This is a genomic window from Variovorax sp. RA8, from assembly GCF_901827175.1.
Taxonomy (GTDB): Bacteria; Pseudomonadota; Gammaproteobacteria; order Burkholderiales; family Burkholderiaceae_C; genus Variovorax.
On sequence record NZ_LR594662.1, the window covers coordinates 3,531,907 to 3,558,358 of the forward strand.

The 26,452-nt window shown below is 67.5% G+C and carries 28 protein-coding genes; 15 read left to right on the forward strand and 13 right to left on the reverse strand.

The window, feature by feature from the left end; all coding sequences use genetic code 11:
- Positions 1-4 precede the first annotated feature (4 nt).
- Together E5P3_RS16495 and E5P3_RS16500 are read left to right on the forward strand one after the other, a co-directional pair.
- On the forward strand, positions 5-736 hold the full coding sequence (locus tag E5P3_RS16495) for a hypothetical protein (protein WP_162586955.1): 732 nt from the start codon (positions 5-7) through the stop codon (positions 734-736).
- Between the two features lie 97 nt (positions 737-833).
- A complete protein-coding gene (locus E5P3_RS16500) occupies positions 834-1,196 on the forward strand; it encodes a hypothetical protein (protein WP_162586956.1) in 363 nt (120 codons plus the stop codon).
- A gap of 28 nt (positions 1,197-1,224) precedes the next feature.
- Here E5P3_RS16500 and E5P3_RS16505 read toward each other — a convergent pair whose 3' ends face one another.
- From E5P3_RS16505 to E5P3_RS16540, 8 genes are all read right to left on the reverse strand, one after another.
- Positions 1,225-2,502, reverse strand: coding sequence for an erythromycin esterase family protein (locus tag E5P3_RS16505; protein ID WP_162586957.1), 1,278 nt, complete (start codon positions 2,500-2,502; stop codon positions 1,225-1,227).
- Positions 2,503-2,517: 15 nt separating this feature from the next.
- On the reverse strand, positions 2,518-2,664 hold the full coding sequence (locus tag E5P3_RS16510) for a hypothetical protein (RefSeq protein WP_162586958.1): 147 nt from the start codon (positions 2,662-2,664) through the stop codon (positions 2,518-2,520).
- A 150-nt stretch (positions 2,665-2,814) separates the two neighbouring features.
- Positions 2,815-3,795, reverse strand: coding sequence for a flavin reductase (locus E5P3_RS16515; RefSeq protein ID WP_162586959.1), 981 nt, complete (start codon positions 3,793-3,795; stop codon positions 2,815-2,817).
- Positions 3,792-4,157, reverse strand: coding sequence for a VOC family protein (locus E5P3_RS16520; protein ID WP_162586960.1), 366 nt, complete (start codon positions 4,155-4,157; stop codon positions 3,792-3,794). The genes E5P3_RS16515 and E5P3_RS16520 overlap by 4 nt, the downstream gene beginning before the upstream one ends.
- An 8-nt stretch (positions 4,158-4,165) precedes the next feature.
- Complete coding sequence (locus tag E5P3_RS16525) at positions 4,166-4,951, reverse strand: SDR family NAD(P)-dependent oxidoreductase (protein WP_162586961.1); 786 nt, start codon at positions 4,949-4,951, stop codon at positions 4,166-4,168.
- Positions 4,952-4,965: 14 nt separating this feature from the next.
- Entirely contained in the window at positions 4,966-6,033 is a 1,068-nt protein-coding gene (locus E5P3_RS16530; RefSeq protein ID WP_162586962.1) for an LLM class flavin-dependent oxidoreductase, read from the reverse strand.
- A gap of 206 nt (positions 6,034-6,239) precedes the next feature.
- Positions 6,240-7,226, reverse strand: a complete 987-nt coding sequence (locus E5P3_RS16535; RefSeq protein ID WP_162586963.1) for a Bug family tripartite tricarboxylate transporter substrate binding protein — start codon at positions 7,224-7,226, stop codon at positions 6,240-6,242.
- A gap of 53 nt (positions 7,227-7,279) precedes the next feature.
- Complete coding sequence (locus E5P3_RS16540; RefSeq protein ID WP_162586964.1) at positions 7,280-8,359, reverse strand: LLM class flavin-dependent oxidoreductase; 1,080 nt, start codon at positions 8,357-8,359, stop codon at positions 7,280-7,282.
- Positions 8,360-8,480: 121 nt separating this feature from the next.
- Between E5P3_RS16540 and E5P3_RS16545 the strand changes: the two genes are divergently transcribed.
- Complete coding sequence (locus E5P3_RS16545) at positions 8,481-9,446, forward strand: LysR family transcriptional regulator (protein ID WP_162586965.1); 966 nt, start codon at positions 8,481-8,483, stop codon at positions 9,444-9,446.
- A gap of 10 nt (positions 9,447-9,456) precedes the next feature.
- On the opposite strand, the gene E5P3_RS16550 is transcribed toward E5P3_RS16545, so the two are convergent.
- Positions 9,457-10,338: an SMP-30/gluconolactonase/LRE family protein gene (locus E5P3_RS16550; protein ID WP_162586966.1), complete on the reverse strand. Its 882-nt coding sequence runs from the start codon at positions 10,336-10,338 to the stop codon at positions 9,457-9,459.
- 289 nt (positions 10,339-10,627) lie between these two features.
- Here E5P3_RS16550 and E5P3_RS16555 point away from each other — a divergent pair, with 289 nt between their 5' ends.
- From E5P3_RS16555 to E5P3_RS16590, 8 genes are all read left to right on the forward strand, one after another.
- Entirely contained in the window at positions 10,628-11,398 is a 771-nt protein-coding gene (locus E5P3_RS16555) for an enoyl-CoA hydratase/isomerase family protein (RefSeq protein WP_162589715.1), read from the forward strand.
- A 4-nt stretch (positions 11,399-11,402) separates the two neighbouring features.
- The gene (locus E5P3_RS16560; RefSeq protein ID WP_162586967.1) at positions 11,403-13,544 is read left to right on the forward strand and encodes an acetate--CoA ligase family protein; all 2,142 of its coding nucleotides are present in this window, start codon (positions 11,403-11,405) and stop codon (positions 13,542-13,544) included.
- A gap of 8 nt (positions 13,545-13,552) precedes the next feature.
- Positions 13,553-14,755 carry an acyl-CoA dehydrogenase family protein gene (locus tag E5P3_RS16565; protein WP_162586968.1) on the forward strand — a complete coding sequence of 401 codons (1,203 nt, stop codon included), beginning with the start codon at positions 13,553-13,555 and terminating at the stop codon, positions 14,753-14,755.
- Between the two features lies 1 nt (position 14,756).
- Positions 14,757-15,719 carry an acyl-CoA dehydrogenase family protein gene (locus E5P3_RS16570; protein ID WP_162586969.1) on the forward strand — a complete coding sequence of 321 codons (963 nt, stop codon included), beginning with the start codon at positions 14,757-14,759 and terminating at the stop codon, positions 15,717-15,719.
- A 14-nt stretch (positions 15,720-15,733) separates the two neighbouring features.
- Positions 15,734-16,492 (forward strand): SDR family NAD(P)-dependent oxidoreductase, encoded by a 759-nt coding sequence (locus tag E5P3_RS16575; RefSeq protein WP_174263075.1) that lies wholly within the window; start codon positions 15,734-15,736, stop codon positions 16,490-16,492.
- A gap of 17 nt (positions 16,493-16,509) precedes the next feature.
- The gene (locus tag E5P3_RS16580) at positions 16,510-17,733 is read left to right on the forward strand and encodes an SDR family oxidoreductase (RefSeq protein ID WP_162586970.1); all 1,224 of its coding nucleotides are present in this window, start codon (positions 16,510-16,512) and stop codon (positions 17,731-17,733) included.
- Positions 17,730-18,467, forward strand: a complete 738-nt coding sequence (locus E5P3_RS16585; RefSeq protein ID WP_162586971.1) for a carboxymuconolactone decarboxylase family protein — start codon at positions 17,730-17,732, stop codon at positions 18,465-18,467. Before E5P3_RS16580 ends, E5P3_RS16585 begins: the two co-directional genes overlap by 4 nt.
- Positions 18,468-18,664: 197 nt before the next feature.
- A complete protein-coding gene (locus tag E5P3_RS16590) occupies positions 18,665-19,318 on the forward strand; it encodes a trimeric intracellular cation channel family protein (protein WP_162586972.1) in 654 nt (217 codons plus the stop codon).
- 29 nt (positions 19,319-19,347) lie between these two features.
- Here the strand turns inward: E5P3_RS16590 and E5P3_RS16595 are convergent, their stop codons facing one another.
- Positions 19,348-20,049: a Crp/Fnr family transcriptional regulator gene (locus E5P3_RS16595; RefSeq protein ID WP_162586973.1), complete on the reverse strand. Its 702-nt coding sequence runs from the start codon at positions 20,047-20,049 to the stop codon at positions 19,348-19,350.
- Between the two features lie 136 nt (positions 20,050-20,185).
- On the opposite strand from E5P3_RS16595, the gene E5P3_RS16600 reads away from it, so the two are divergent.
- A complete protein-coding gene (locus E5P3_RS16600) occupies positions 20,186-20,632 on the forward strand; it encodes a hypothetical protein (RefSeq protein WP_162586974.1) in 447 nt (148 codons plus the stop codon).
- 31 nt (positions 20,633-20,663) lie between these two features.
- On the opposite strand, the gene E5P3_RS16605 is transcribed toward E5P3_RS16600, so the two are convergent.
- The 3 genes from E5P3_RS16605 to E5P3_RS16615 form a co-directional block, all read right to left on the reverse strand.
- Positions 20,664-22,181, reverse strand: a complete 1,518-nt coding sequence (locus E5P3_RS16605; protein ID WP_162586975.1) for a tripartite tricarboxylate transporter permease — start codon at positions 22,179-22,181, stop codon at positions 20,664-20,666.
- Position 22,182: 1 nt separating this feature from the next.
- Complete coding sequence (locus tag E5P3_RS16610; protein WP_162586976.1) at positions 22,183-22,740, reverse strand: tripartite tricarboxylate transporter TctB family protein; 558 nt, start codon at positions 22,738-22,740, stop codon at positions 22,183-22,185.
- Positions 22,741-22,817: 77 nt separating this feature from the next.
- Positions 22,818-23,777, reverse strand: coding sequence for a Bug family tripartite tricarboxylate transporter substrate binding protein (locus E5P3_RS16615; RefSeq protein ID WP_162586977.1), 960 nt, complete (start codon positions 23,775-23,777; stop codon positions 22,818-22,820).
- Positions 23,778-23,881: 104 nt separating this feature from the next.
- Between E5P3_RS16615 and E5P3_RS16620 the strand changes: the two genes are divergently transcribed.
- The 3 genes from E5P3_RS16620 to E5P3_RS16630 are packed head-to-tail and all read left to right on the forward strand — an operon-like array spanning position 23,882 to position 26,423.
- The gene (locus E5P3_RS16620; RefSeq protein WP_162586978.1) at positions 23,882-24,562 is read left to right on the forward strand and encodes a response regulator transcription factor; all 681 of its coding nucleotides are present in this window, start codon (positions 23,882-23,884) and stop codon (positions 24,560-24,562) included.
- The gene (locus tag E5P3_RS16625; protein ID WP_162586979.1) at positions 24,559-25,974 is read left to right on the forward strand and encodes a sensor histidine kinase; all 1,416 of its coding nucleotides are present in this window, start codon (positions 24,559-24,561) and stop codon (positions 25,972-25,974) included. The genes E5P3_RS16620 and E5P3_RS16625 overlap by 4 nt, the downstream gene beginning before the upstream one ends.
- Positions 25,975-25,994: 20 nt before the next feature.
- Positions 25,995-26,423 (forward strand): RNA-binding S4 domain-containing protein, encoded by a 429-nt coding sequence (locus E5P3_RS16630; RefSeq protein ID WP_162586980.1) that lies wholly within the window; start codon positions 25,995-25,997, stop codon positions 26,421-26,423.
- Positions 26,424-26,452 lie beyond the last annotated feature (29 nt).

A 26,452-nucleotide genomic window follows, 5' to 3' on the forward strand; every position in this document is an offset into this window, starting at 1 on the left:
GAAGGTGTCCGCGGCACGAACGCTCCTGCTGCTGGGCGCGGCCGCCCTGGCGCTGGGCTTCGCGTTCGACGCGCGCCTGCCCGCGCGCCCCCTGCTTCTGCCGGCCACGCATGCGGATCCGGTCCAGACGGCGGCCGCACAACCGGCCTTCGCCACGCACGTCGGCGGCGTCGACTATCGGATCGCACCGGCCGCCGACTACGACATCGCCGGACTGGTCGTCAGCCGGCACGACGCCGAGGCCTGGTGGGACTGGATTCACGCGGCGAGCAACGACCACCTCAACGTGGTGGACCTCTGCCTGATCTGGGGCGCCAATGCCGCCGACGGTGCCTACGAAAAGATGTCCTTCTCGAGCGGCCAATTTGTTTGCTACGTGAGCAGCAAGGACGCCTCGGTATGGCGGCCGGAATACCTCAGGTCGCTGTCCAACAACCACCTGCTGACCGACAGCGCGGCTGTCGCCCGGCGCCTTCGCGGACTGCGCGTCGGCGACCAGGTTCGCCTGCGCGGGCAGCTCGCGAGCTACAGCCACGACGCGGGCTTTGCCTTCACGCGCGGCACCTCGCTGACGCGCGAGGACACCGGCAACGGTGCGTGCGAAACCCTGTTCGTGCGCGACCTGGAGGTCTTGCGCAAGGCGCCGGCGTGGCCCCGTTGGCTGCAATGGCTGGGCGCGCTGCTGATCCTCGGCGGGCTCTGGCGGTGGTACGCGGCGCCGCATCGGCCGCGCTAGCAGGCACGCCCTTCGCCTACCCGCCTTCGCTGAACCCGCGCACAACACCCGGGCGCGCTCCATGCGAGGCTGCGGGAGCCCTGCGACGGAGAACACCGTGAAGTCTTCCCAGCTGCCCCGTTCCTTCTTCCTTTGCGCCGGCCTCGCGACGGCCTTCGCCGCGGCGGCCCAGCCGGCCCCCGACGCACTCCAGCGCCGCTACGAGCGCGAGATTGCGGCGTGCAACAACGGCACCCTGGCCGCACCGGCGCGTGAAGCCTGCATCCGCGCTGCCGGCATTGCGCTCGATCGCGCCCGCGGCGGCCCGCCGGCTGAAGTGCCCCAGCCCTCGGCGGACGGACGCGCCACGATCGTCGCACCGCCCGGGGCCGCCCCCTCCAGCGGCTCGGATGCGACCACATCGCGCGACGGCCGCGCGACCATCGTGCAGCCGGCTGGCCAGGCAGCGCCGCAGCGGTAGGAAGCAGGACGGGCTCCGTACCTGCCAGCTATTCCAGCGACTCCAGCGCCGAGGTCTGGTCCAGGTGGACCAGGGCGTCGAACTGCTCGGCGACGCGTGCCTCGAAATAGTGGCTCTGCCGCTCCGTCGCCGGTGCATAGATCACCCCGATGGCACGCTGCAGCCGCGCGCCGCGCAGCGCCTCGGCGAGCACTTCGTTGTTGCGCAGGATCAAGGCAAAACGACCGAGCTCGGTTTCGTGCAGCAGCGCCTCGATGCTGCCTGCCAGCGGCGGGTTGACGCGCTTGCGCTCCGCGTCCCGGTCCCAGGCCGAAGCAGCCGTGACTTCGCCGGAGGCGGTGGTGAAGCCGACGTTGAAGCACTGCGGCCCGTAGCGCTCGCGCATCAGCTGGCCCACGTTGAGTTCGCCGATGTCCGCCATCTCCGTGGCGCGCGCATCGCCCAGGTGCGAGTTGTGGGCCCAGACCGCAATGCGGGCGGGCCTCGACCGCTGCGCGCTCAGGTGCACGTGGAGCGCTTCCAGGGTCTGCGCCATGTGCCGGTCCCTCAGGTTCCAGGAGGCCACGCGGCCCTTGAACATGGTGCGGTAGTAGTGCTCGGCGTTGCGCACCAGCCGCGCGTTCTGCTCGGCATGGAAAGGTGCGTCGGCGCCGGCCTGGACCTTCGCCTCGCGCAGCTCCATCAGCTGCGCCACCGCCGCATCCTCGCAACTCGCGCTCAGGTCGAAGGCGGCAGCCTGCCCATAGGCCTGCGTGTCCTCGCCGAAATGATCGAAGCACCCATAGCGGTTGCGCGCCCGCCGGGCGGCCTCAGGATCGACCCGGTCCAGGTATTCGAGCACCGAGCCGATCGACGTATAGAGGCTGTAGAGATCGATGCCGTAGAAGCCGACCCGCTCCTGCGGGGGTCTCCCCTGGTTGAAGGCGCGCAGCCAGTCGACGAACTCGCGCACCGGCTGGTTGCGCCACATCCAGGCCGGGAAGCGCTGGAAATCGCCGAGCGCCTGCAGCGCGCTCGAATCGTCGGACAGGCCACGAACGAAGCGATCGACCCGCAGGGCGTCCGGCCAGTCGGCCTCGACCGCGACCGCCGCGAAGGCCTTGTCCTCGATCAGCCGCTTCGTGATCGCGGCACGCTCGCGGTAGAAGTCGTCAGTCCCGTGCGAGGCCTCTCCCAGGAGCACGAAGCGAGCGTCCGCAATGGCAAAGAGCAGCGCCGCATGGCAGTGCGGCGAGGTGCCGAGCGGGCACGCGGCGGCGCGGATCGCGCGGATCGCACCGTGGTCGTCGCGCCCGCCGTTGCCCATGGCATGCCGGGGAGCTCAGCCCTGCTGCTTGGGCTCGGAGCCCTTGCCGCCGCGCTGGCCGCGGCCCGGCCAGCCGCTGCGCCGTTCGTCATCGTCGCGCCAGTCGCGCACCGTCCCGGAGCCGCCGCGGCGGCGTGCATCGTCGTCGTCACGTGGGTACATATGCCGATCTCCTGCGTGGTCCTCAACCGAAGTGGGACTTGCAGGCTATGACGGCGGCTCACGGACGATGTCGGACCACGCTTCGCGCTGCGTAGGAATGCAGCGCGCAATAGCGCCTCGTCGCGGCCGCCGCCGGGCGGCATCGACAATTCAGCCTTTGGCCGGCGCCAGCGCGACGCCCCCCTCGTCGTGCTCGCCACTGTCCTTGCGCAAGGTCGCGATCAGCTCGTCCAGCGCGTTGACAGCGCCTTCGGCATCCCTGGCCCGCAGGCACTGCACCACCCTGCGCCGAAGCGGGAACGCGTCGGGCCTCGGGCGCGCCGGGATCACGTGCGTCATGCGCTCGCGCAACACGGTGGTCATCGTCTGCGCCATGAGCCGCAGCGCCTCGTTGTGGCCGGCCAGCGCAATCGACGAGAAGAAGCGCGCCGTGGCCTCGATGCGCCGCGCAAGCGCGTCCTTGCCCTGGTGCTGCTCGATCTCGTCCGCGGCGGCTTCGATCACGTCGACCTCCGCATCGGAAGCCCGTTCGCAGGCCAGCCGAAGCAGCGTGCCGTAGAGCGCGCGGTAGGCCTCGTCGATGTCGACCGTGCCGAGTTGTCCCCCCAGCACCAGCTTGCGCAGCGACTCGGCCAGCATCATGTAGGCGCCCTTGTAGAACACCAGTGCATGGTCGGCCGAACCGGTGGCCATGTGCTTCACCTCGCCGATGAAGATCTCGTGGTCGCCAGCCTCGTGGCGCGCGTGCACACGGCACTCGAAGCTGGCAAGGCAGTCGTCGATCAGCGGCGTCCCGAGCGGGCCCGGGCGCCAGGCCACGCCCTCGAACTTGTCGGCAATCTTGCTCGATGCAAATCTCGCGGACAGCACGTCCTGACTCTGCGACAGGATGTTGATGGCAAAGGTATCGGCCTCCACGAACGCGCGCAGCAGGCTGCTTGCCTTGCGCAGGCTGAAGAGCACCAGGGGCGGCTCGAGCGAGACCGAGCTGAACGAGTTGCAGGTCAGCCCCGCGGGCCGCCCGTCGGCGGCATTGGTCGTGATGACGGCCACTCCGGTCGGGAAACAGCCCAGCAACTGGCGAAACAGCTTGGGGTCGATGGCATCGATGTGCGGCGTCGGATGGCTCATGGTGTCTTCGTCCCCTGGCGCATGAAGAGTTGAACGATGTTGCCCTCGGGGTCGCGCAGCGACAGCACCGCGCCGTGCGAGCCCATGTCCCGCGTGCCGAGTACCTCGCCGCCCGCCGCCGCCACGCGCTCAGCGGCGGCGAAGTCGGCGACTTCGAACACCATGACGACGCCGGACGTCGCAGGCAGCGCTTCTTCGCGGCAAGCGAGGGCGACGCTGGTGTTGCCCACCCCGTACTGGATCCAACGATCCTTGTCGCGGAACTTGAGCTGCAGCCCCAGCGCCGATTCGTAGAAGGCATGGAGTTCGGCAGGCCGCTCGGCCACCACGAACACGTTCTGCAGGCGCTTTGGCGATTCCATGGTGTGGCTCACGGTGCGTTGTTGTAGACGTTGGCCAGGGAGGCCTTCAGGAATCCGCCATCGACCACGATGTCCTGCCCGTTGATGTACGTGGACGCATCGCTGGCCAGGAAGGAGACGGCGCCCGCGATGTCCGCGGGGACGCCGATGCGCCGAGCAGGAATCCTGGAGGTGCGGGTCTTCAGCACGGCCTCGTCGCGGTAATGCACCTCCGACAACGGCGTTCTGATCATGCCGGGGCTGACGGAGTTCGCCCGGATGCCGCGCGGCCCCCATTCCACAGCCATCTGATGGGTCAGCGCCCGCATGGCGGCCTTGGTCGGCCCGTAGGCGCCGACCCGTGTGGACACCTGGGCCGCGATCGACGCCACGTTGATGATGCTGCCGGCCTCCTGGTCGAACATCATCGGCACCAATGCCTGCGCGCACAGCAAGGCGCCGCGCAGGTTCACATGGAAGATGCGGTCCCACAAGTCGATCGGGAAGTCCTCGAGCGCCACGGGCGACGAAGTGATGGCTGCGTTGTTCACCAGCACGTCGCAACGACCGAAGCGCGAACGCGTCAGCTCGGCCATCGCGGCGATCGAAGCGGGATCGGAGATATCGCAGTGCAAAGCCAGCAAGCCATCGGCTTCGGTGGGCGCAGCCGGATAGCTGATGTCGGCCTGCACCACCTGCGCGCCGATGGCGCGAAGATGCTCGCAGATGGCGAGGCCGAGACCTCCGCAGGCGCCGGTGACCACGGCCACCCTGCCCTGCAAGGCGTGGCTGTCGAAAGCGTTGGAAGAGGCCATTCGGAAACGCTTCTTCAGGCCGCCACGGCGTTCATCGACTCGACTTCCCTGCGGATGGCCGGGATGATCTTCTCGCCCCACAGCTCGATCTGGCGCAGCATGGTCTTCTGGTCGAAGTCACCCAGCTGGGTCTGCAGCGCGATGTGCTTGGGGCGCAGGATGCTGATCTCTTCCAGCATCTTGTCGATCACCTGGTTGACCGAGCCCACGGGCAGGTTCCTGCGCAGTTGCTCGAAGCTCGGGTCCGTCGGCGACGGCACTTCCTTGACCATGTAGCCGTCGTCGGATTGCGCGCGGCGGAACTTGAGGCTTTCCGAGATGCGGCGCTGGAAGCGGGCGTTGTCCAGGTAGGCGTCGATCTCGGACTGCTTGTCGGAAGCAAACGCACAGCGCAGGAAGCCGAATTTCACGTCTTCATCGAGATCGGCGCCGTTGTCCTGCGCCACCTTCTCCAGGCGGTCACGCAGCGACACGATGGCGTCCGTGCCGTTGAGAAGTGCCGTCACGAAGAGGTTGTGCCCTTCGCGCACGCCGCGCCCCAGCGTCACGGGGTTGCCCGAGGTGATCCACAGCGGAGGCATCGGGTCTTGCAACGGGCGCACGGCGATGGAACTGGGCGGCAGCTTGAGAAACTTGCCGTCGTATTCCACGAGCTTCTGGGTCAGGCCCTTGGGAATGATGTCCAGGAACTCGTTGTAGATCGCGCCCGAGTCCTCGATCTTCACCCCGAAGCGTTCGAACTCGAACTCCTGGTAGCCCGAGCCGATGCCGAGCTCCAGGCGGCCATTCGACACCGTGTCGACGAAGCCCACTTCGGCCAGGAAGCGTGCCGGGTGGTACAGCGGAAGAATGCAGACGGCAGAGCCGAGACGGATGCGCTGGGTCCTGGCCGCCATGTGCGCGATCATCATCAGCGGCGACGGCGAGAGCGAGTAGTTGTTGAAGTGATGCTCGGCGTACCAGGCCGTGTTGAAGCCGGCCTGCTCGGCGACCACGGTCTGCTCGATCGAGTGCTGGATGACTTGCTGCGAACTCTGGTGATAGCCACGTTGCTGCGCCAGGATGAATACGCCGAATTCCATGTTTTCTCCGAGTCGAATGGGTGGATGTGCGATGAAGGGAATTCTCCGGTTGGACTCTTCCTTCGGGAATATGGAAGGAGCGTGATTCAGTCCTGCAAAAAAGTGCGGGATGCCGCCGCACTGCGGGACTCCCATGCTGCATGCGCCAAAAAAACCGGGGCCTTGGGCCCCGGTCCATCGTCCGCGCGGCGCGAGCGCCCAGCCGCTTACTTGTCCTTCAGGTCCGTCGTCTTCGCCAGCCCCTGCCAGATGGCAGCGTCCTTCTTGATCGACGCCGCGAACTGCTTGGCAGACCGCGCCGGGGGCACGATCATGTTCTGCCCTTCGATCTTCTGTCGCACCTCGTCGCTCTTCTGCAGGCGGTTGATCTCCGCGTTGAGCCGATCGATGATTTCCACCGGCGTTCCTGCCGGGGCGAACACGCCGTACCAGCCGTCGGCTTCGAACTTGTAGCCCTGTTCCGCCAGCGTGGGCAGGTCCTGCGTGGCAGGCCAGCGTTGCGAACCCGTCTGGCCCAGTCCCACCAGCCGGCCACTGCGCATGTGCTGAAGAGGGGACTGGATATCCGTGAAGCCCACGCTGATGTTGTTCGCGATCAAGTCCGTCACCTCGGTGACGAGCGTCTTGTACGGCGCATGGGGCATGTCGAGCCCGTAGTGCGCCTTGATGCCTTCCATGGCCAGGTGGCCGGACGAGCCAGTGCCCCAGGAGCCGTAGGCGAGCTTGCCGGGGTTGGCCTTGGCATAGGCCACCATGTCCGCCAGGTTCTTGAAACCCATGCTCGGGTTTGCCACCAGCAGGATGCCCGCCGCGCCCACCTGCGTGATCGGCACCAGGTCCTTTTCGGCGTCGTACGGAAGCTTCGGGTGGATCACCGGGTTGATGAGAATGGCGGACGACGGGGCAAACAGCAGCGTGTAGCCGTCACCCGCCGCCTTGGCCACCGTGTCGCATGCAATCAGGCCATTGGCGCCGGCCTTGGGCTCCACCACCACCGGCTGCTTCAGCACCTTCGACAGGGGCTCCGCGATCAGGCGGGCGAAGGTATCGCCGCCTGCGCCGGCTGAACCGGCAACCACCAGGCGGATGGGGCGCGCAGGCCAGGTGCCCGTGTTGGCAAAGGCGCTGACGCCGGCGCCGAGCAGCATGCTGCCGAGCAATACGGTGCGTCGTTTGATAGGTGTGTGGATCATTATCGAAGTCTCCTTTTTGGGGGCTGCGTGACAGAGAATGAGAAGGACCGCCTCTACGCAGCGAGCGCGCGGGCATCGGGCTGGTTGCGTTCCAGCTCCTTGTTGATGGCGGGGATGATTCTTTCGCCCCACAGCGCGATCTGCTCGAGCATGGTCTTCTGGTCGAAATCGCCCAGCTGGGTCTGCAGCGCGATGTGCTTGGGGCGCAGGATGCTGATCTCTTCCAGCATCTTGTCGATCACCTGGTTGACCGAGCCTACGGGCAGGTTCTTGCGCAACTGCTCCATCGTGGGGTCGGTCTCCGAGGGCACCTCCTTGATCATGTAGCCGTCGTCGGACTGCGAGCGGCGGAACTTCAGGCTCTCGGAAATGCGGCGCTGGAAGCGCGCGCAATCCAGGTAAGCGTCGATCTCCGCGTTGTCGTCGGAGGCGTAGGCACAGCGCAGGAAGCCGAACTTCACATCGCGATCCAGATCCTTGCCGGTGTCGCTGGCCACCTTCACCAGGCGTTCACGCAGATCCTGGATGCCCTCGTTGCCCTTGAGCAGCGCGGTCACGAACAGGTTGTGGTTCTCGCGCATGCCGCGACCCAGGGACACCGGGTTGCCCGAGGTGATCCACACCGGCGGCATCGGGTCCTGCACACAGCGCACCGCAATGGAGCTGGGCGGCATCTTGAGGAACCGGCCCTCGTATTCGAAGATCTTCTGGGTCAGTCCCTTGTTCAGGATGTCCAGGAACTCGTTGTAGATCGCGCCCGATTCCGCAAGCTTCACGCCGAATCGGGCGAATTCGAATTCCTGGTAGCCCGAACCCACCCCCAGGTCCAGCCGCCCGCCCGACACCGTGTCCACGAATCCGACCTCGGCCAGGAAGCGTGCGGGTTGGTAGAGCGGCAGGATGCAGACGGCGGTCCCCAGGCGAATGCGCTGCGTCTTGCCCGCCATGTGGGCCACCATCATCAGCGGAGACGGGGAGAGCGAGTAATTGTTGAAGTGGTGCTCCGCATACCAGGCGTTGTGAAATCCCGCCTGTTCCGCCGCGATGGTTTGCTGGATTGAATTGTCGATGACCTGCTGCGAAGTCTGGTGATAGCCCCGTTGCTGGGCCAAAATAAATACGCCGAATTCCATGAACGTCCCCGCAAAATTAGCAGCCGCCGAGCACCCGCAAAGGGCTGCTAAATTCTAGATAGACAAACAGGATCGACTATGGCAAAAACTGCAGATCTGAACTGCGCAAACCGGAGCATTCATGGATAGATTGCGGGCCATGGAGCTGTTTCTATCGATCTCCCAGACGCGGAATTTTTCCGAGACGGCGCGCCGCTTCGGCATATCGGCCACGGGCGTGTCGCGGATGATCACCGACATCGAGGAGGAGCTGAAGGTCAAGCTCCTGCTGCGTTCCACGCGCCAGGTCGCCCTGACGGAGTCGGGCCAGGAATATGCGCGCCAGCTGGAGGGCATCCTGTGGCGCATCAACGAACTCCAGGCCAACATCACGGCCATCAGCTCCGCGCCCCAGGGCTTGCTGCGGGTGCATTCGCGGGTGATGTTCGGCCTGGGTGTGTTGCCGCCGCTGATCGCTGCGTTCCGCAAGCTGTACCCCGAGATCCACATCGAACTCACGCTGACCGAGGCCGCCGTGGACCTGCGGCGCAACCAGTTCGACGTCGACTTTCGCATCTCGCCGCCCGTGGAGGCCGGCGTGAAGCGCCGCATGCTTTTCCAGAGCGAGCGCCATCTCGCGGCAACCCCCGCCTACCTGGCCGGCAAACCCGCCTTGCAGACGCCCGAAGGCATTCTCGAGCATGACTGCCTGGCCTACGAGCTGCCCGGCAACGAATACACATGGCTCTTCAAGCAGGAGGAGCGGCTCACCGAAATCGCCTTCAAGCCCCGCCATGTCAGCAACAACGGCATTGCCCTGCTGGAACTCGCCCGCCTGGGCGAAGGGCTGGTGCTGCTGGATGACTACACGGTGCACAACGACATCCGTGCGGGCCGGCTCGTCAGGGTGCTGACCGACTATCGCATCAGCAACAAGGGCTTCGATGAAGGCATGTACGCCACCATCCTGGACACCCCCATCATTCCCGCCAAGATCCGGCTGTTCCTGGATTTCGTCGCCGAACACGTGGCGGGACCCGAGCTGCGCTTTGCGGCGCACGGCAAGGCGGCCGGACTCGCGGGACTAGGCTCGACGCCCGCCGCGTAGCCGGCCCCGCCTACAGCGGCATGCGGCACGCGGGCCGCGCGGACCCGCGAAAGCCCAGGCCGGTCACTTTGAGCACGGCTCCGTCCAGGGGCCCCGATGCGCTCAGCCGGCCACTGTCGCTGATGGTGGTGACGAACAGGTCGGCCATCTCCGGCCCGCCGAAGCACAAGGCGCTCGGGTGGGCCACCGGGAGCTCGATCTTGTGGGTGAGCCGACCCTCCATGTCGAAACGCGCCAGTGCTCCCGTGCGGACCAGTGCAGTCCATAGCCCGCCCTCGCTGTCGAAGGCGCAGCCATCCGGCCCGGAGTCATGGACTTCGGTGCGGACGAAGACCTGCTTGTCCGCCAGCGTTCCGTCTGCCGCTAAAGCGTACGAATAGATGACCCTCGCGGCGCTGTCGGCCACATGCAGGCGCCCGCTGACCGGGTTCACGCAGGGTCCGTTGACGATCCCCAGCCCATCGTCGAGCTTGTGCAGGTGCAGCCGGGTATCGAGCCGGTACAGGCCGCCGAGCGGCGGCTCATCGGGCGCACGAAACACATGCATGGTGCCGACCACGAAGCTGCCGTCGGCCAGCGATATGCCGTCGTTCAGCCGCAAATGGGGGCTGCTCGCCTCGATCCTCGCCAGCGTGCGCAACTGCCCGGTACGAAGGTCCAGCGCTGCGATTTCCTCCTTCAGCGACAGCACGATGCAGTCGAGCCCGTCGCCGTTGAACGCAAAAGAGCCCAGGGGTGGCGGCGCTACATGGCGCGCCGTCGCCTGGCCCGTGTCCGGGTCGAGCGCATGGATCAGGCCCTTGCGGCAGTCCAACAGCCACAGTTGCGCCCCGTGCCACACCGGGCATTCGCCCAATGCTGTTTTCAGGTCCCCCAGGCGCTTGATTTCCATTTTCTTTTTCCAATACGCCTCTAATTGGCGACCTGAATTTTTATTTGGATGCGCGATGAATGGGTGAAATCAAAATAGCTGGAAACCCGTGCCATCGGCACGAAGCATCGCCAGCCTGATTTGGGTGTCCGCACATGGTAGCAACGCGGCACCCATACACCAACGGGCGAATGCTTCATTTTTCGCAGAACACTCTCTCGGATTGGTTGGAAATGAATTCGACCGCCATTTCTATAATCAATCGAGCAAATTCCTGCCGCAGCAAGCTGGCTTTTTACAGAGGTGGTGTATGAGTGATGAATGGGTTCGTTTGGAAGTTTCTGACGGCGTGGGCCTGGTCACCATGGACCGCAAGCCCGTCAACGCGCTGAGCCGCGAGATGCGCCGCCAACTGGTAGCCACCTTCGACGCCATCTCCGAACGCGAGGACATCCGCTGTGCGGTGCTCACCGGAGCAGGCGGCGTGTTCTGCGCGGGCGCCGACCTGAAGGATCGTCCCAACGCCGAGATCGCCGGCGACTTCCTCGAGCACAACCGCATCACCCGCGAAACGGGAAATGCCATTCGCGAGTGCGCCAAGCCCGTGATTGCCGCCATCAATGGTGCGGCCTTGGGGGCAGGGTTCGGGCTGGCCGCGGCCTGCGACATCCTGTATGCCTCGGAGAGCGCCACCGTGGGCATGCCCGAGATCAACGTGGGACTGGCGGGCGGCGCCTCCATGCTCAAGACCTTGTTCGGCCGCTCCACCCTGCGTCGCATGTTCTTCACGGGCCAGCGCCTGAGCGCGCACGACCTGCTCAAGCGCAACGTCGTCGAAGAGGTACTGCCCGAGAAGGACCTGCTGCCCGTGACGATGGCACTGGCCCGCGAGATCGCCTCCAAGGCACCGCTGGCCATCGCTTATGCCAAGCGTGCAGCCAACATGGTGGATGTGATGCCGCAGCGCGACGCCTATCGCTTCGAGCAGGAGTTCACCATGGCCCTGTCGAAGACCGAAGACGCCCGCGAAGCGCGCATGGCCTTCCTCGAAAAGCGCGCACCGGTTTTCAAAGGGCGTTGAGCACATGCTGACCCAGGTTCAACCATCACCGGGCGCCGGGCTCGACGCCTTCTTCAAGGCCGACGGCGTGGCCGTGATCGGTGCTTCCGACGACATCACCAAGATCGGCGGCCGTCCCGTCCAGCTGCTGCGCAAATACGGCTATGCCGGCGCCATCTATCCCATCAACCCCAAGGGCGGCACCATCCAGGGCCTTCAGGCCTACGCCTCGATCCTGGACACGCCCACGGCGCCGGAGATGGCGATCCTGGCCGTGCCCGCCGGCGCCACGCTGCAAGCGGTGCGCGACTGTGCCGATCGCGGTGTGCGCGGCGTGATCGTGCTGTCCACCGGCTTTGCCGAGGCCGGCCCCGATGGCGCGGCCCTGCAGGCTGAGCTGGTGAGCGTGGCGCGCAACCACGGCATGCGCCTGCTGGGACCGAACTGCCTGGGCGCCGTCAACGTCGTGGACAAGCTGGTGGGCTCTTTCTCGATTGCGCTGGAACAAGCCATGCCGCCTCCCGGGCAGGTGGGCATCGTCTCGCAGTCGGGCAACATCGGCAGCTTCACCATGCGCAACATGGCCGATCGCGGCCTGGGCGTGAGCCGCTTCATCGCCACCGGCAACGAGGCCGACGTGGACGTGGCCGACGGCATTGCCGCGCTGGCGCACGATCCCGGCACGCGCATCATTCTGTGCTGCATGGAAACCTGCCGCGATGCCGGGCGCCTGGTCGAGGCGCTCGACATGGCGCGCCGGCAGCACAAGCCGGTGATCGTCCTCAAGATCGGCGCCACCGAGCAAGGCCAGGCGGCCGCTGCGTCGCACACCGGCGCGCTGACGGGTTCCGACGCGGTGTTCGATGCCGTCTTCCGCCGCTATGGCGTGCTGCGCGTGCGCTCTTTCGAAGAGCTGCTGGAGGTGGGCCACGCTGTTGCCCTCCTGGGCGCAGCGCGGCTGCCCGCCACGGACGCCGTGACGCTGGTGGCCGCTTCCGGCGGATTCGGAATCATGATGGCCGATGCCATGGTGGAAGCCGGCATGACGCTGCCGCAGCTCGCCGACGCGACCAAGGCCCTGATCCGGGAGGCCGTGCCCACCGCCGGCACCAACAATCCGGTCGACGCATCGGCCCAGATGTCCGCGCGGCCCGACATCCTGCTGAAGATGCTGACGGCCCTCCAGAACGATGAGAACGGCAGCACGCTGGTGCTGCTGCTGGCGCTGTCGCTCTACAACCCCCGCCTGCGCGGCGTGTACCTGGAGGCGCTGTCGAAGATCCGCGCCAGCCACCCCGACCGCCTGCTGATCCTCATCAGCCAGGGCCCGCCCGATGCGGTCGCCGAGATCAATGCGCTGGGCATTCCGGTGTTCCCCGGCATTCCAGCGGCAGCCAGGGGCCTGGCGGGCCTGGTCAGGCTCGGCCGGCTCAACACCCTGCCCACCGCCGCAGCGTATGGTGGCCCGGTCGAAAAGGTCGATCCCGCCGTGTTCCGCAACGAGTTCCATGCCAAGAAGGCACTGGCGGCAGCAGGGATCAGCGTGCCGCGCGAGGAGGTGGTGGTTTCGGCCGACGATGCCGTGCGCAGCGCGCAGGCCATCGGCTACCCCGTGGTCCTCAAGATCGCGTCGGAAGACATCGCCCACAAGACCGAGATCGGCGGCGTGGCGCTGAACCTGCAGGACGACGACGCCGTGCGGGAAGCTTACGGCCGCCTCCTCGCCAATGCCGCCAGGCATGCACCGCAGGCGCGGCTGGATGGTGTGCTGGTGGCCCCGATGGTCCGCGGTGGCGTGGAGCTGATCGCCGGTGTCTCGCGCGACCCCGTGTTCGGCCCCGTGGTCATGGTGGGGCTGGGCGGCATCCATGCGGAGATCCTCAAGGATGTTGCCGTGCAGGTCGCGCCCGTCTCCGAAGACGAAGCCCTGCGGATGATCCGCGGCCTCAAGATGTTCGCGCTGCTGGACGGCGCCCGTGGCCAGCCCAAGGCCGACGTGGCCGCCGCTGCCCGCACGGTGGCCCGGCTCTCGGAGTTTGCATGCCGCCATGCCGAAGACGTGGCCGAAATCGACATGAACCCCATCCTGGTCAAGCCCGAGGGCGAGGGTGTCCTCGTCCTCGATGCCCTGATGGTTCCGACCTCCTGCAACAGCCCTGCACATTGAAGTCCCTCATGCACATGGAAAAGAACCCGGCCATTCCGGACGCTGCAGCGGGCCCGGCCGTCTACCGCCAGTACGCGCGCCAGTGGCTGCGCGCCAACCTGCCCGAGCACATGCGTGCGGACAACGTCAACTACCGCACGCCCACGCTGGACGAATGCCGCGACTGGGAGGCGTCCATGTACGACGCGGGCCTGGCGGGCATGACATGGCCCAAGGCCTACGGCGGCCTGGGCCTGACCCTGCGCGAGCACCTGGCCGTCAACAAGGAAGTGGGTGCGCTGGCCATGCCAGAGAGCGTGAGCTCGATCGGCAAAGAGCTGGCGGGGCCCATCATCCAGACGGTGGGGACGGAAGAACAGAAGCAGTTGTTCCTGCCTCGCATCCTCTCCATGCGCAGCTACTGGTGCCAGGGCTTCTCCGAGCCCGACGCGGGCTCCGACCTGGCGCGCCTGCGTACCAAGGCCGTGCAGGAGGGCGACACGTGGCGCATCAACGGGCAGAAGATCTGGACCAGCGGTGCCGCCAAGGCGCACTACTGCCTGCTCCTCACCCGCACCGGCACGGTCGCCGACAAGCACCGCGGGCTGTTGATGTTCGCAGTGCCCATGGACACGCCCGGCATCCGGGTGGTGCCCATCAAGTCGATCGATGGCAAGGAGTCCTTTGCCGAAGTCTTCTTCGACAACGTGGAGGTGCCCGACAGTGCGCGCCTTGGCGCACCGGACGAGGGCTGGAATGCCGCGATCCGCGTGTTGTCGATCGAGCGCGCCACCAATCGCATGTACCGTGCGTGGCGCTTCGAATGCGAACTGCGCCAGCTCGTCGCCGCGTGCAAGTCCGACCCGCAACTGTCGAAGTTGCTCGACGACGGTTACTACCAGCGCCGCATCGGCGATGTGGTGGGCGAGATCGACGCGCTCAAGGGCCTGGTCGAGCGCACGGTGAACCAGATGATGGCGGGCGACAAGATCGGTGCCCGGGGCTCGCTGACCAAGCTCTTCTGGTCGGAGTGCCATCAGGCCTTCATGGGCCTGGCGCTGTCCGTCGTGTCGCAGGTGAACCCGCGCTCCAGTGCGCAGGCACAGCGTGCCCGCAAGGCCTTCACCACGGGCTACCTGTACGCCCGCGCCGAGACCATCTACGCCGGCACCACCGAAGTGCAGCTGGACATCATTGCGCAACGCATCATGAACCTGCCGAAGGACCTTTGAGATGCCAACATCAGACAACGATCTCGAGCCCGAGGAATTTGCCCAGGCCGCAGCCGAGGCGATCGCGGATGCGCAGACGCGCAACTTCCGCGAGGCTGCCCAGGTCCTCGCCAACGCGGGGCTGTGCGGGGTGTGCGCCCACGAAGATGCCGGCGGGCTCGCGCTGGGTATCGAGTTCGCCCTGCCCATCGCGGCCGAAGCGGGCAAGCTGCGCTTGCGGTGGCCGCTGCTCGAAACCATCCTGATCGCCAAGGCGCTGGGTGACTCCCCTCTCGCTGCAGAACTTGCCAGCGGCGCACGCGTCGCCACATGGGCATTGCACGGCAGTCTTCAGGACCGATGGGCAGGACAGGCTCGCTGCGCCAAGGACAGTGACTGGGTGCTGGTCGCCGACGGCCAGGGCGGCGGCGCCCTGGTGGAACTGAGCTCCGTCGAAATTCAGGACGACGGCGCGCTGGACCCGGAGAGCCCTCAATCGTGGCTGGCGCTGGACAGCGCCCAGGTGCTGGCCACGCTGGATGCTGCCACCTTCGCAGCACTGCAGCGCAACGGCCAGATCCTGATCGCCGGCTTTGTCAACGGCGCCGCCGAGGCCGCGCTGGCCACCACGGCCGAATACATGTCGACCCGCGTGCAGTTCGGACGCCCCCTGTCGGCCAAGCAGGCCGTGCGCCACCTGCTGGCGCGCATGCGCCTGCTGCAGGAAGCCTCCAATGCGGGCATCCAGCGCGTACTCGGCGCCGATGAATACGGCAGCGTGCGCAGCACCCAACCCGTGCTGGCCAATGCCCTGGCCAGTGCGGCCTTCGTGCTGGAAAAGTCCATCCACCTGCATGGCGGCATGGGCTTTACCTGGGAAGTGCCCTTGCACTATGCCCTGCGCGAAGTACGGAAGTTCGACGCCGCATTCGGCTCGGGCGCGCTTGCCAGTCAGGTCGGCCGGGACTTCATCCGGTCCGTATGAACCAAGGAATATCCATGAACCAGGATCTGCTCGGCCGCGTGGCCCTCATCACCGGCGCCGGCGCCGGCATCGGCCGCGAGACCGCCTTTCAGATGGCCGCGCGCGGTGCCATCGTCTGCGTGAACGACCTCAAGGAAGAACTGGTGACACCCGTGGTGGAGGAGATCAAGTCCCGCGGAGGGCAGGCCATCGGCATCGCGCTGAACATCGCCAGCCGCGAAGGCATTCGCGAGGCCATCCAGCGCTCGTTCGAGCAGGGCAAGCGCTTCGACATCCTGGTCAACAACGCGGCCTGGGTGCGATACCAGGCCATCCCCGAAATCATGGCGGACACCGTGGATCGCATGCTGGACGTGGGCTTCAAGTCCGTGATCTGGAGCCTGCAGGAGGCCGTGGCGGTGATGGACCCGCAGCGCGGCGGTTCGATCGTGAACGTGGCGTCGGTCGCGGCCTTGCGCTCGGCCGCGAACTCGGTGGTCTATTCCGGCATCAAGTCGGGCATCCTGGGCATCACCCGCGCTGCGGCAGCAGAACTGGGAGCGCGCAACATCCGCGTCAATGCCGTGTGCCCGTCGGCTGTTCCCACCGAAGGCACGCAGCGCAACCGCAACGCCGAGCGCGATGCCAACCGCATTGCCCGCACGCCGCTGGGCCGGCTGGGCACCGTGGAAGACATCGCACGCAGCATCTGCTTCCTGGCCAGCGATGACGCGGGCTTCATCACGGCGCAGGCCTTGACGGTGGATGGCGGCATCACGCTGACCAACATCTGATCTTCCCAGGACTGCGGATGCCAACGGTTCTGATCACCGGTGCTGCGTCCGGCATCGGACGCGACACCGCACGGCTGTTTGCCGGCGCAGGCTGGCAATGCATGCTGGTCGACAACAACCAGCGGGCCTTGTACCTGTTGGGACAAAGCCTGCCCTCACCTGCCTCGGCCGCGCATGTGCTGCGCACGATCGACCTCACCGACTCGCAGCAAATCGCATCCCTGGGCGAAGGCACGCCCGAGCTGGACGCCATCATCAACAACGCCGGCATGTCCGACACGTCCAATATGCCGCTGGCCGAGCAAGGCGAGGCGCAGATCGGTCGTCTGCTCGCACTCAATCTGGCAGCGCCGGCAGCCGTGGTCGATGCGTGTGCCCATCTGCTCGAGCCCGGCGCACGCATCGTGAACGTGGCGTCCGGCGCCGGCCTGCATGCCATCCCGTGGCGCGGCGCCTACAGCCCGAGCAAGGCGGGACTCATCGCCCAGACCCTGGCGCTGGCGAAGGCGCGGCCCGACTGGTGCGTGACGGTGCTTGCCCCAGGATTCGTCCGGACCGAATTGGTGGACGGACTGATCCAGGCCGGTCGGCTCAGGCCCGAAAACGCAGTGGCGAAGATCCCGCTCGGCCGCATGGCCGCGCCGGAGGAAATGGCGCAGGCACTCTACTTTCTGGCCAGCGCCGGAGCGCAACCGCTGAGTGGGCAGATGCTCGCGGTGAATGGCGGCTCTTCCGTCTACGGCGGCAGTCAGCCGTTCGCGCCGGCCACACTGGACCCGCAGCCCTTCGATATGCCGGTGCGACTGGAAGTCTGCGGCGCAGATGCCGCACCATGGCAAGCCGTGGCACAAGCGCCTGCGGCAGGCCCGCACTATGCAGCCTGCCTTGACCTGTCGCCGCTGCACGGCGCATCTACATGCGTGTTGCAGGCGGTGCATGCTGCCGCCGCGCGTTTTGCAGCGCGCTACGCACAGCAGGCCAGCCTGACTGTGCTGCTGCCGGCCGAAAAGGCCGATCGTTGGCAAGACGCCGGCGATGCCGCCGCGGCCCGCATGCTGGTCTCGGCCCTCGCCTGCGAGTGGGGCAGTCGAGCCTTGCGCATCAATGCACTGGAAGTACCGAGAGATCTGGACCCAGGGGCATTGCACCCGCTGCTGCGCTTCGTCTGCGGATCTGCCGCCCAGTACCTGACGGGGCAGACTCTTGCCTGCCGAGGCACCACTGCCCAGGAGTCGCTATGACAACACCAGACGGTGTGCCCGATGCTGCGCGTGCGCAGATCAAAGAGTCCTTCATCGCGGAGCGAGGCTACTGGCGCCCCTGGACCGAGACCATGCTGCAGGTCTGCCCCGCCTTCGTGCAGCAATACGCGCGCTATGCGGGGTACCCAGCGCGCACCGGACCGCTGACGGAGCGCATGGTGGAGCTCATCTATGTGGCGCTCGATTCCTCCTCCTCCCATCTTTTCGAGCCGGGCTTGCACACCCACATGAAGCGGGCACTCGAGGTGGGCGCCACCCAGGCCGACATTTTCGATGTGCTGCACCTCGTTGCCGTGCAAGGCCTCGCCAGTGTGTGCCAGGCAACCGACATCCTGGCCGAGTTAGCCGACTTGAGCGCAGCGGCGATCGACGAGGCGCTCCAGGCCCGCATCGACAGGCTCGGTCCCGCGCACGCGCTGGCCCTGGCCTCCGTCGCGCGGCTCGACCCCCGCTACGCCGACGTGCTTCTGGACTTTGTCGAACAAGCTCGCCCCGGTGCGGGCCTGACCCCGGCGGAGCGCAGCTTGGTCCAGTTGGCACTGCACGCGTGCTTCACGGCTTTCAATCCGGACGCGATACGGCGGATCGTCGCCACGGCGCTGTCGCAAGACCTCACACCGGCCGAGCTGCTCCAAGCCATCCAGTTGGGCGCCCACCTGGCCGTCCATGGCACCGCACTCGGCACGAATGTATTCCGGCAGACCCAGGGCTGACGCCAGGCTCTCGACCTGGGAGATCGCCAGCATCGCAAGCGAGATGTGGACACCGTCGGGCGCGGCGCAGTAGCGGAACTGCTGCTTCAGCAGCATGGCGTGGGGTCGGCAGCGAGGCGGGGCTCCTCGTGCCATGGGGCGTGCGGCCTGTCAGCGGCCAACTACCATCGACACACCTTGATTCGCCCACGCCCGCCATGTCGAGCCTCCCACTGTCCCAGGCGCTCCTTCTGTCCAACGCCCAGATCGCGATCGAGGCCGCGGCCACGCTGGCGTTTGCGCTCTCGGGCCTGATCGAGGCGGCGCGCAAGCGGCTGGATGCGGTCGGCGTCTGCGTGGTGGCGGGCCTCGCGGCCTTCGGGGGCGGCACGCTGCGCGATGTCCTGCTGGACCGCCGGCCCTTCTTCTGGGTCCAGCACGCGGCCTGGCTCTGGGTGCTGCTCGCGCTGTGCGTCGGCGCCATGTTCTTCATGCGCTCGCGCCATTTCGCGCTCACCGAGCGGGCCATGCAGTGGCCCGATGCGCTGGGCCTGGGCCTGTTCACCGCCGGCGGCACGCAGATCGCGATCGACGCCGCCATGCCGCCCATCGTCGCCGTGCTCATGGGCATGGTGACGGCGGTGTGCGGCGGGGTGCTGCGCGACATCGTGTGCAACGAGATCCCGCGCGCCTTCAGCGACCACCGGCCCTATGCACTGTGCGCCTTTGCCGGGGCGTGGCTGGTGGTGCTGGCCCACCAGCTGGCGATGCCGCAGTGGCTCGGCCTGGCCGCCGCGGCAGGCACGGTCACGCTGCTGCGGGCGCTGGCGATGCTGACGGGGTGGAAGCTGCCGGCCTGGCGGGCTGACTAGCGAAAGCGAAACCGAAAGCGCAATGACACCTACGCACCGCGCACCTCCTCCACCATCCGCACGAGCCGCTGCGCATCGGTCAGCACCAGCGCCCGGCCGTCCTTGGCCAGCAGGCCGTCGCGCCGCAGGGCGTTGAGCTCGCGCGTCACCTGCTCGCGGTTGGTGCTGATCTGGCTGGCCAGCTCGGCATGGGTCGGCGCCGGCTCCAGCCGTGCCCGGTTGCCGTCGATGCCCGCAGCCTGTGCCAGGCGCAGCAGCTCGGCATGGACACGGTTCTGTACGCCGAGCGTGCTGAGGTCGATCACGCGCTCGGACAGCTGGCGCACCAGCGCGGTGAGGCTGCGCATGACACGCTCGGCAACCACCGGCTCGTCACGCAGCAGCGCGAGGAAGGCCCCGCGATCGAGGCTGGCGACCACACTGGGCGAGAGCGTCACCACGTCGGCCGAGCGCGGCTGGCCATCGATGGCCGCGATGTCGCCAAAATGCTCGCCCTCGAGCGAGTCGCGGAAGGTGACCTGCCGCCCGTTGGCTGCGTAGATCGTCACGCGCAGCCGGCCGGACACCAGGAAGTAGACATCGCTCTTGCACTCGGAGCGCAGCAGCAGCGGCTTGCCCGCCGGCAGGCTCTGCCACAGGCAGCGCGCAGCGAGCTGCTCCAGCCGCTCGCGCGACAGGCCCTGCAGCAGCGCGATGTGCTTCAGGCCCAGGCTGGAGCGATCAGGCGGCATGACACCGACTCCGTGATGACGGCCTCTTTGCAAAACCTGTGCGCTAACGCACAGCTCCCGGGGCAGTGGCGACTCACAGTAGGACCGTGATGGATGCGATTTCCGCACCCGCACACCCCGCAGAGGAGATTTCATCATGAATACGAAAGTTCTTGCTTTTTTTGCTGTCACATTCGCTGGTGTCGTATCTGCGCAGACGGTTCCTCCGGAACAATGGGTCGGCGCGCCGATTCCGTCGGCCAGCACCCTGAGCCGCTCGGCCGTGATGGCCGACTACGTCGCCACGGCACCTGCGGAAGGGAGAACGCCGCAGGAGTTCCGCGTCGGGCCGCCTGACGCGCAGCCTGGCGGATTGAGCCGCGCGGAGGCGGTGGCCGACCTCAACCTGTGGCTGCGTTCGGGCCTTGGCCAGAGCGCCTATCGCGACGACTTCGATCCCGCGCGCGGGCACTACCGCGCACAGGTGGCGATGTACCAGCGGCTGCGCCACGGACCGGAGTTCACTGCGGAAGTCGCGCGCATCCAGGGCGCGGGTGGATTCGCGACCGTCGCGCAGTCGGCACCGACGCCGGCCGACGAGTGAGGCCAGGGCGGCGCGCCGCGGGGCCGGCCTTTCAGCCGGGCGCGGCGCGCAGCTGCCTGCGTTCGCTCATGTACTTGGCCGCGCGCGGCAGCAGCAGCACCGCCAGCACGACCAGGATCAGCACGAGCGACATCGGGCGCTGGAAGAACACCACCGCACTGCCCTCGCCGATCGACATCGCGTTGCGCAGCTGCGCTTCGGCCAGCGGGCCCAGGATCATGCCCACCACCACCGGCGCGGTCGGGAAGTCGAAGCGGCGCATCACCACGCCCAGCACGCCGATCACGTAGAGCAGCACCAGGTCGAAAGCGCTCTGGCGCATGCCGTAGGCGCCCACGGTGGCGAAGATCAGGATACCGGCGTAGAGCTGCGGCTTCGGGATCTTGAGCAGCTTGACCCACAGCCCCACCATCGGCAGGTTCAGCACCAGCAGCATCACGTTGCCAATGTAGAGCGAGGCGATCAGCGCCCACACCAGCGCGGCCGAGGTGGTGAAGAGTTGCGGCCCCGGCTGGATGCCGTAGTTCTGGAAGGCGCCCAGAAGGATGGCGGTGGTGTTGGAGGTAGGAATGCCGAGCGTGAGCAGCGGGATCAGCGCGGCGGTCACGGTGGCGTTGTTGGCGGCCTCGGGGCCGGCGACACCCTCGATGGCGCCGCGGGTGCCGAACTCCGCCTTGTCCTGCGGATCCTTCACCAGCTTCTTCTCGGTCGCGTAGCTCAGGAAGGTCGGGATCTCGGTGCCGCCGGCCGGGATGCAGCCGAAGGGCGTGCCGATGGCGGTGCCGCGCAGCCAGGCCGGGATCGAGCGGCGCCAGTCGCGTGCGGTCATGTGCACGCGGCTGAGCTTGTTCTGCGTCTCGACCGTGCGTCCTTCGTAGAGCACCGCGTAGAGCACTTCCGCCACCGCGAACAGGCCGACCGCGACCAGCACGATCTCGATGCCGTCGAGCAGTTCGGGAATGCCGCCGGTGTAGCGGCCCTGGCCGGAGATCTGGTCGAGGCCGATGCAGCCCGCCGCCAGGCCGATGAACAGCGCCGTGAGCCCGCGCAGCGTGCTCTGGCCCAGCACCGCGCTCACGGTGGTGAATGCCAGCACCATCAGGAGGAAGTACTCCGGCGGCCCCAGCTTGACCGCGAACTCGGCCACGTAGGGCGCGAACAGCGTGACGATCACGGTCGCGATGGTCCCGGCGACGAAGGAGCCGATCGCGGCTGTCGCCAGCGCGGCCCCGGCCCGGCCGCTCTTGGCCATCTTGTTGCCTTCCATCGCCGTCACCATGCTGGCCGTTTCGCCGGGCGTGTTCAGCAGGATGGAGGTCGTCGAGCCGCCGTACATGGCGCCGTAGTAGATGCCCGAGAAGAAGATCATCGAGGCGGTGATGTCGACCTTGCCGGTGATCGGCAGCAGCATGGCGACCGCCACCGCGGGACCGATGCCGGGCAGTACGCCGACGGCCGTGCCGAGGGCGCAGCCCACCAGGCACCAGAGCAGGTTCGCGGGCGTGATCGCGGCCGCGAAGCCCTGAAGCAATGCATTGAAAATGTCCATGTCAGATCCAGCCCGAGCCGGTCAGGCCCGGCAGGTTGATGGCGAGGAACTTGGTGAACATCCAGTAGACGGGGGCCGAGATCAGCAGGCCCGTCGCGATGTCGATGAGCCAGGTGCGCGGCGAATTGACGCCGCCCTGCCCCTTCGAGCGCCGCAATCCTTGCACCGCGAACAGGTAGCACAGCGTGCAGCTCAGGATGAAGCCGATGGTGGTGATCAACGCCGCGTTGAGCAAAAGGCCGGCCGAAATCCAGGCGAAGCCGCTCCAGTAGGCAGGCCCGTCCGAGGGGGCCTCCATGTTGCGGAAGCCGCCGGTGCGCGATTCCCAGATGATCCAGGCGCCGCAGAGGGTGAGGGCCACCGACACCAGCCAGGGCAGGAAGTTGGGTCCGACGCCGCCGTAGCCCGCCTCCGACGAGATGCCGATCGCGCCATAAGCCAGGGCCAGGCCGGTGAGGAGAACGCCGGCGCCGACCAGGGTCTGGGGCCAGACCGCTGGCGGCCTCGGATCGGGTTCGAGCGGCACGTGCCCACTCGAGGTGGGGTCGATGTTGGACATTGTTCTGGGCCTTGCGTGTGATCGAAGGAAGAAGGGAGTGCGGCCCCAAGCCGCACTCCGCACGCGCGCGAAGCGCGTCAGACCATGCCGGACTTGTGCATGGTCGCGCGCAGGCTGGCGAACTCCTCGTCCACGAACTTGGCAAAGGCGTCGCCGGACAGGACGGCGGGCGTCCAGTCGTTCTTCTTCATCGCCTCGTTCCAGGCGGGCGTCTTGAGCGCGGCCAGCACCAGGTCGGTCAGCGCCTTGCGCTGCTCGGGGGTGATGCCGGGGGCGCCGTAGACGCCGCGCCAGTTGCCGATCTCGACGTCGATGCCCTGCTCCTTGAGCGTGGGCACGTTGATGCCGGGCAGCCGCTGCGCCGAGGTCACGGCGATCGCGCGCATCTTGCCGTCGGCGATGTACGGGGCGAACTCGCTGTAGCCGCTGCCGCCCACGGTGACGTTGCCGCCGAGGATGGCGGCGGTGGCCTCGCCGCCGCCGCGGAAGGCCACGTAGTTGATCTTGGAGGGGTCGGCGCCGACCTTCTGCGCGATCATGGCTGCGGCGATGTGCTCGGTGGAGCCGCGCGAGCCGCCACCCCACTTGACGCTGCCCGGGTCCTTCTTGAGCTGCTCGACCACGTCCTTCATGGTCTTCAGGGGCGAACTGGCCGGCAGCACGAACACGTTGTATTCGCTGGTCAGCCGCGCCAGCGGCGTGGCCTGCGAGAGGTTCACCGGCGGCTTGCCGGTGATGATGCCGCCCAGCATCACCGCGCCCATCACCATCAGCGCATTCGGGTCGCCCTTGGAGCCGTTGACGAACTGCGCCAGGCCCAGTGCGCCGGCGGCGCCGCCCTTGTTGTCGTAGGTGACGGTGTCGGCCAGCTTGCCGTCCGTCATGGCCTTGCCGAGTGCACGGCCCGTGGTGTCCCAGCCACCGCCCGGGTTGGCCGGGATCATCATCTTGACGTTGGGGGCGGCCCACGCCGACAGCGGCAGGGCACCGGTGGCGGCCAACGCGGCCATGGATTTCAGGAAGGTGTCTCGACGCATGCATGTCTCCTTGAAGAATCGGAAAGGCGGAACGCCGCTATGATGCGCGCCCCTGCTGTCAGTTGGCTGTCCTGCGCACTGGGGTAAACACCGAAATACCGGCCATGAAGCTGCTGTTAGTCGAAGACGACCCGTCGATGCAAACCACGCTGCAGCGCACCCTCGGCCGCCGCATGATCGACGTGCGCCTTTGCGGCGACGGCGCGCAGGCGCTGGCGCAGTGGCGAGCGCTCGAGCCCGACGTGGTCGCGCTGGACCTGAGCCTGCCCAACGTCGACGGGTTGCAGGTCCTGGCGCAGGCGCGCGCCCAGGGCCTGCGCACGCCGGTGCTGCTACTGACCGCGCGCGGCACCGTGGGCGATCGCGTGGTGGGCCTCAATACCGGCGCCGACGACTACCTGCCCAAGCCCTTCGACCTCGACGAGCTCGAGGCGCGCATCCGCGCATTGCATCGTCGCAATCAGAGCGCAGCACCCGACGCCGCGCACAACCCGCAGCAGGTCGGCGGCCTGCGCTACGAGCCCGACAGCGGCGCCATCTACCACCGCGCCGAGGTGCTGGAGCTGACGCCGCGCGAGCTCGCCCTGCTCAAGGCGCTGATGGTGAAGCCGGGCCATGCAGTGGCCAAGGAGCGCCTGTTCGAGCTGGTCTTCCCCAGCGAGACCGAGGTGCAGTACGAGGCGGTCGAGGTGGTGGTGTATCGCCTGCGCAAGAAGCTCGCCGGCACCGGCGCGACGCTGATGACCTTGCGCGGCCTGGGCTACCTGCTGCGCGAAGAACCGTGATGCGCGCCGCCTCGCTGCGCGCCAGGCTGCTCACCGGCATCCTGGTGCCGGTCGCGCTGTTCATCGTGGTCAACAGCGTGAGCCTGTACCGCCAGAGCCTCGCGGCAGCGACCACTGCCTACGACCGCACCCTGCTCGCCTCGGCCAAGACCATCGGCGAGCAGCTCGACGTCGAAGGCTACGACGAGCAGGCCTTGCTGCGCGCCATCGTTCCCTACTCCGCGCTGGAAGCCTTCGAGGCCGACAACCAGAGCAAGATCTTCTACCGGGTCTCCACGCTCGGCGGCGAGATGATCTCCGGCTTTGCCGAGCTGCCCTTCTGGCGCGGCAAGCTGCCGGACCGGTCGCCCTACGCGGCCCTGGTGGACTTCTATGACGCGCGCTTTCGCGGTCAGCCAGTCCGGGTGGCCGTGCTGCTGCAGCCGGTGGCCAGCGCGCGCGGGCGCGGCATGGCCGTGGTGCAGGTGGCCGAGACGCTGGAGCTGCGCGAGACGCTGGTGCGCAAGCTGCTGGTCGATATGCTCTGGCGGCAGCTCGTGCTGCTGGCCGTGATTGCCGGCGTGACCGTGTTCGTGGTGCAGCGCGCCACCCGGCCGGTGCGCCACCTGGGCGAGCTGATCGAAGGGCGTGCGCCCGACGATTTCTCGCCCATCGACGCGCCCGACACGCCGCGCGAGCTGCGCCCGCTGGTCGATGCCACCACCGAGGTCATGGGGCGGCTGCAACGGGTGCTCGACCACCAGAAGCGCTTCGTGCGCGACACCGCGCACCAGCTGCGCACGCCGTTGGCGGTGCTCAAGGCCCAGGTGCAGTCCGCGCGCCGCGGCGACGTGCCGACCGGCGAGGCGCTCGCAGAGATCAGCGATACGGTGGAGCGCGCCACCACGCTGGCCAACCAGATGCTGTCGCTGGCCAAGGTCGAGCAGTTGCGCCAGCAGCCGGATTCGCAGGTTCTGGACCTGGGCGAGGCGGTGCGCCAGGTCGCGCTCGACCTCTCGCCCCTGATGGCCGACAAGGCGCTGGACGTGGAGCTCTCGGCCGGCTCCGCGCCGGTGCTCGTGCGCGCGCACCGCTGGATGCTGCAGGAGCTGGCGCGCAACCTGCTGCACAACGCCATCAAGCACAGTCCGCGCGGGGGCGCGCTGGTGGTGCGCGTCGAGGCCCAGGACGGGACCGCCGTCTTCGTCGTGAGCGACCAGGGCGCCGGCATCCCCGACGAGTTGCGCCGGCGCCTGTTCGCGCCCTTCGCCGCGGGCGACGTGGCCAGCGGCTCGGGGCTGGGGCTGGCCATCTGCCGCGAGATCGTGCTCGCGCTGAGTGGAAGCATCGCGCTCGACAACCGGGAAATCGGCGGACAGCGTCACGGGCTCGATGCCGTGGTGCAGCTGCCGCTGGCCGGCGACAATCGCTGAAACCCCACTCACACGGAGACATGGACCGCCTGCGCATCGACAAATGGCTCTGGGCCGCACGCTTCTTCAAGACGCGCACCCTGGCCGCCGACGAAATCGGCAAGAACCGCGTGCAGATCAACGGCGAGGTGGCGAAGGCCTCGCGCGAGGTGAAGGCCGGCGACCTGGTCGCGCTGCGCGTCGGCGGCGGGCTCGACCGCATCGTGCGGGTGCGGGGCCTGAGCGGCCAGCGCGGCCCGGCGCCGGTGGCGCAGCAGCTCTACGAGGAGACGCCCGAGAGCCTGGCCGCGCAGGCGGCCGCGCGCGAGCAGCGGCGCATGGGCAGCGAGCCGGCGCTCAGCATCGTGCAGGGACGGCCGACCAAGCGCAACCGTCGCGACCTCGACCAGGCCCGGCACGTGGATTGGGACAACCGCTGGAGCGCTTCGCTCGATCCCGACAAAGACTGAACATCGCTTACCCTCGGACCCCGTGCCAG

Coding starts and splice junctions, on each gene's coding strand:
- E5P3_RS16600 (WP_162586974.1), top strand. CDS start 20,186: ATGAATACGAAAGTTCTTGCTTTTTTTGCTGTCACATTCGCTGGTGTC.
- E5P3_RS16620 (WP_162586978.1), top strand. CDS start 23,882: ATGAAGCTGCTGTTAGTCGAAGACGACCCGTCGATGCAAACCACGCTG.
- E5P3_RS16510 (WP_162586958.1), bottom strand. CDS start 2,664: ATGTACCCACGTGACGACGACGATGCACGCCGCCGCGGCGGCTCCGGG.
- E5P3_RS16515 (WP_162586959.1), bottom strand. CDS start 3,795: ATGAGCCATCCGACGCCGCACATCGATGCCATCGACCCCAAGCTGTTT.
- E5P3_RS16610 (WP_162586976.1), bottom strand. CDS start 22,740: ATGTCCAACATCGACCCCACCTCGAGTGGGCACGTGCCGCTCGAACCC.
- E5P3_RS16545 (WP_162586965.1), top strand. CDS start 8,481: ATGGATAGATTGCGGGCCATGGAGCTGTTTCTATCGATCTCCCAGACG.
- E5P3_RS16530 (WP_162586962.1), bottom strand. CDS start 6,033: ATGGAATTCGGCGTATTCATCCTGGCGCAGCAACGTGGCTATCACCAG.
- E5P3_RS16540 (WP_162586964.1), bottom strand. CDS start 8,359: ATGGAATTCGGCGTATTTATTTTGGCCCAGCAACGGGGCTATCACCAG.
- E5P3_RS16535 (WP_162586963.1), bottom strand. CDS start 7,226: ATGATCCACACACCTATCAAACGACGCACCGTATTGCTCGGCAGCATG.
- E5P3_RS16525 (WP_162586961.1), bottom strand. CDS start 4,951: ATGGCCTCTTCCAACGCTTTCGACAGCCACGCCTTGCAGGGCAGGGTG.
- E5P3_RS16555 (WP_162589715.1), top strand. CDS start 10,628: ATGAGTGATGAATGGGTTCGTTTGGAAGTTTCTGACGGCGTGGGCCTG.
- E5P3_RS16595 (WP_162586973.1), bottom strand. CDS start 20,049: ATGCCGCCTGATCGCTCCAGCCTGGGCCTGAAGCACATCGCGCTGCTG.
- E5P3_RS16565 (WP_162586968.1), top strand. CDS start 13,553: ATGCACATGGAAAAGAACCCGGCCATTCCGGACGCTGCAGCGGGCCCG.
- E5P3_RS16570 (WP_162586969.1), top strand. CDS start 14,757: ATGCCAACATCAGACAACGATCTCGAGCCCGAGGAATTTGCCCAGGCC.
- E5P3_RS16505 (WP_162586957.1), bottom strand. CDS start 2,502: ATGGGCAACGGCGGGCGCGACGACCACGGTGCGATCCGCGCGATCCGC.
- E5P3_RS16585 (WP_162586971.1), top strand. CDS start 17,730: ATGACAACACCAGACGGTGTGCCCGATGCTGCGCGTGCGCAGATCAAA.
- E5P3_RS16630 (WP_162586980.1), top strand. CDS start 25,995: ATGGACCGCCTGCGCATCGACAAATGGCTCTGGGCCGCACGCTTCTTC.
- E5P3_RS16605 (WP_162586975.1), bottom strand. CDS start 22,181: ATGGACATTTTCAATGCATTGCTTCAGGGCTTCGCGGCCGCGATCACG.
- E5P3_RS16575 (WP_174263075.1), top strand. CDS start 15,734: ATGAACCAGGATCTGCTCGGCCGCGTGGCCCTCATCACCGGCGCCGGC.
- E5P3_RS16590 (WP_162586972.1), top strand. CDS start 18,665: ATGTCGAGCCTCCCACTGTCCCAGGCGCTCCTTCTGTCCAACGCCCAG.
- E5P3_RS16560 (WP_162586967.1), top strand. CDS start 11,403: ATGCTGACCCAGGTTCAACCATCACCGGGCGCCGGGCTCGACGCCTTC.
- E5P3_RS16615 (WP_162586977.1), bottom strand. CDS start 23,777: ATGCGTCGAGACACCTTCCTGAAATCCATGGCCGCGTTGGCCGCCACC.
- E5P3_RS16550 (WP_162586966.1), bottom strand. CDS start 10,338: ATGGAAATCAAGCGCCTGGGGGACCTGAAAACAGCATTGGGCGAATGC.
- E5P3_RS16580 (WP_162586970.1), top strand. CDS start 16,510: ATGCCAACGGTTCTGATCACCGGTGCTGCGTCCGGCATCGGACGCGAC.
- E5P3_RS16520 (WP_162586960.1), bottom strand. CDS start 4,157: ATGGAATCGCCAAAGCGCCTGCAGAACGTGTTCGTGGTGGCCGAGCGG.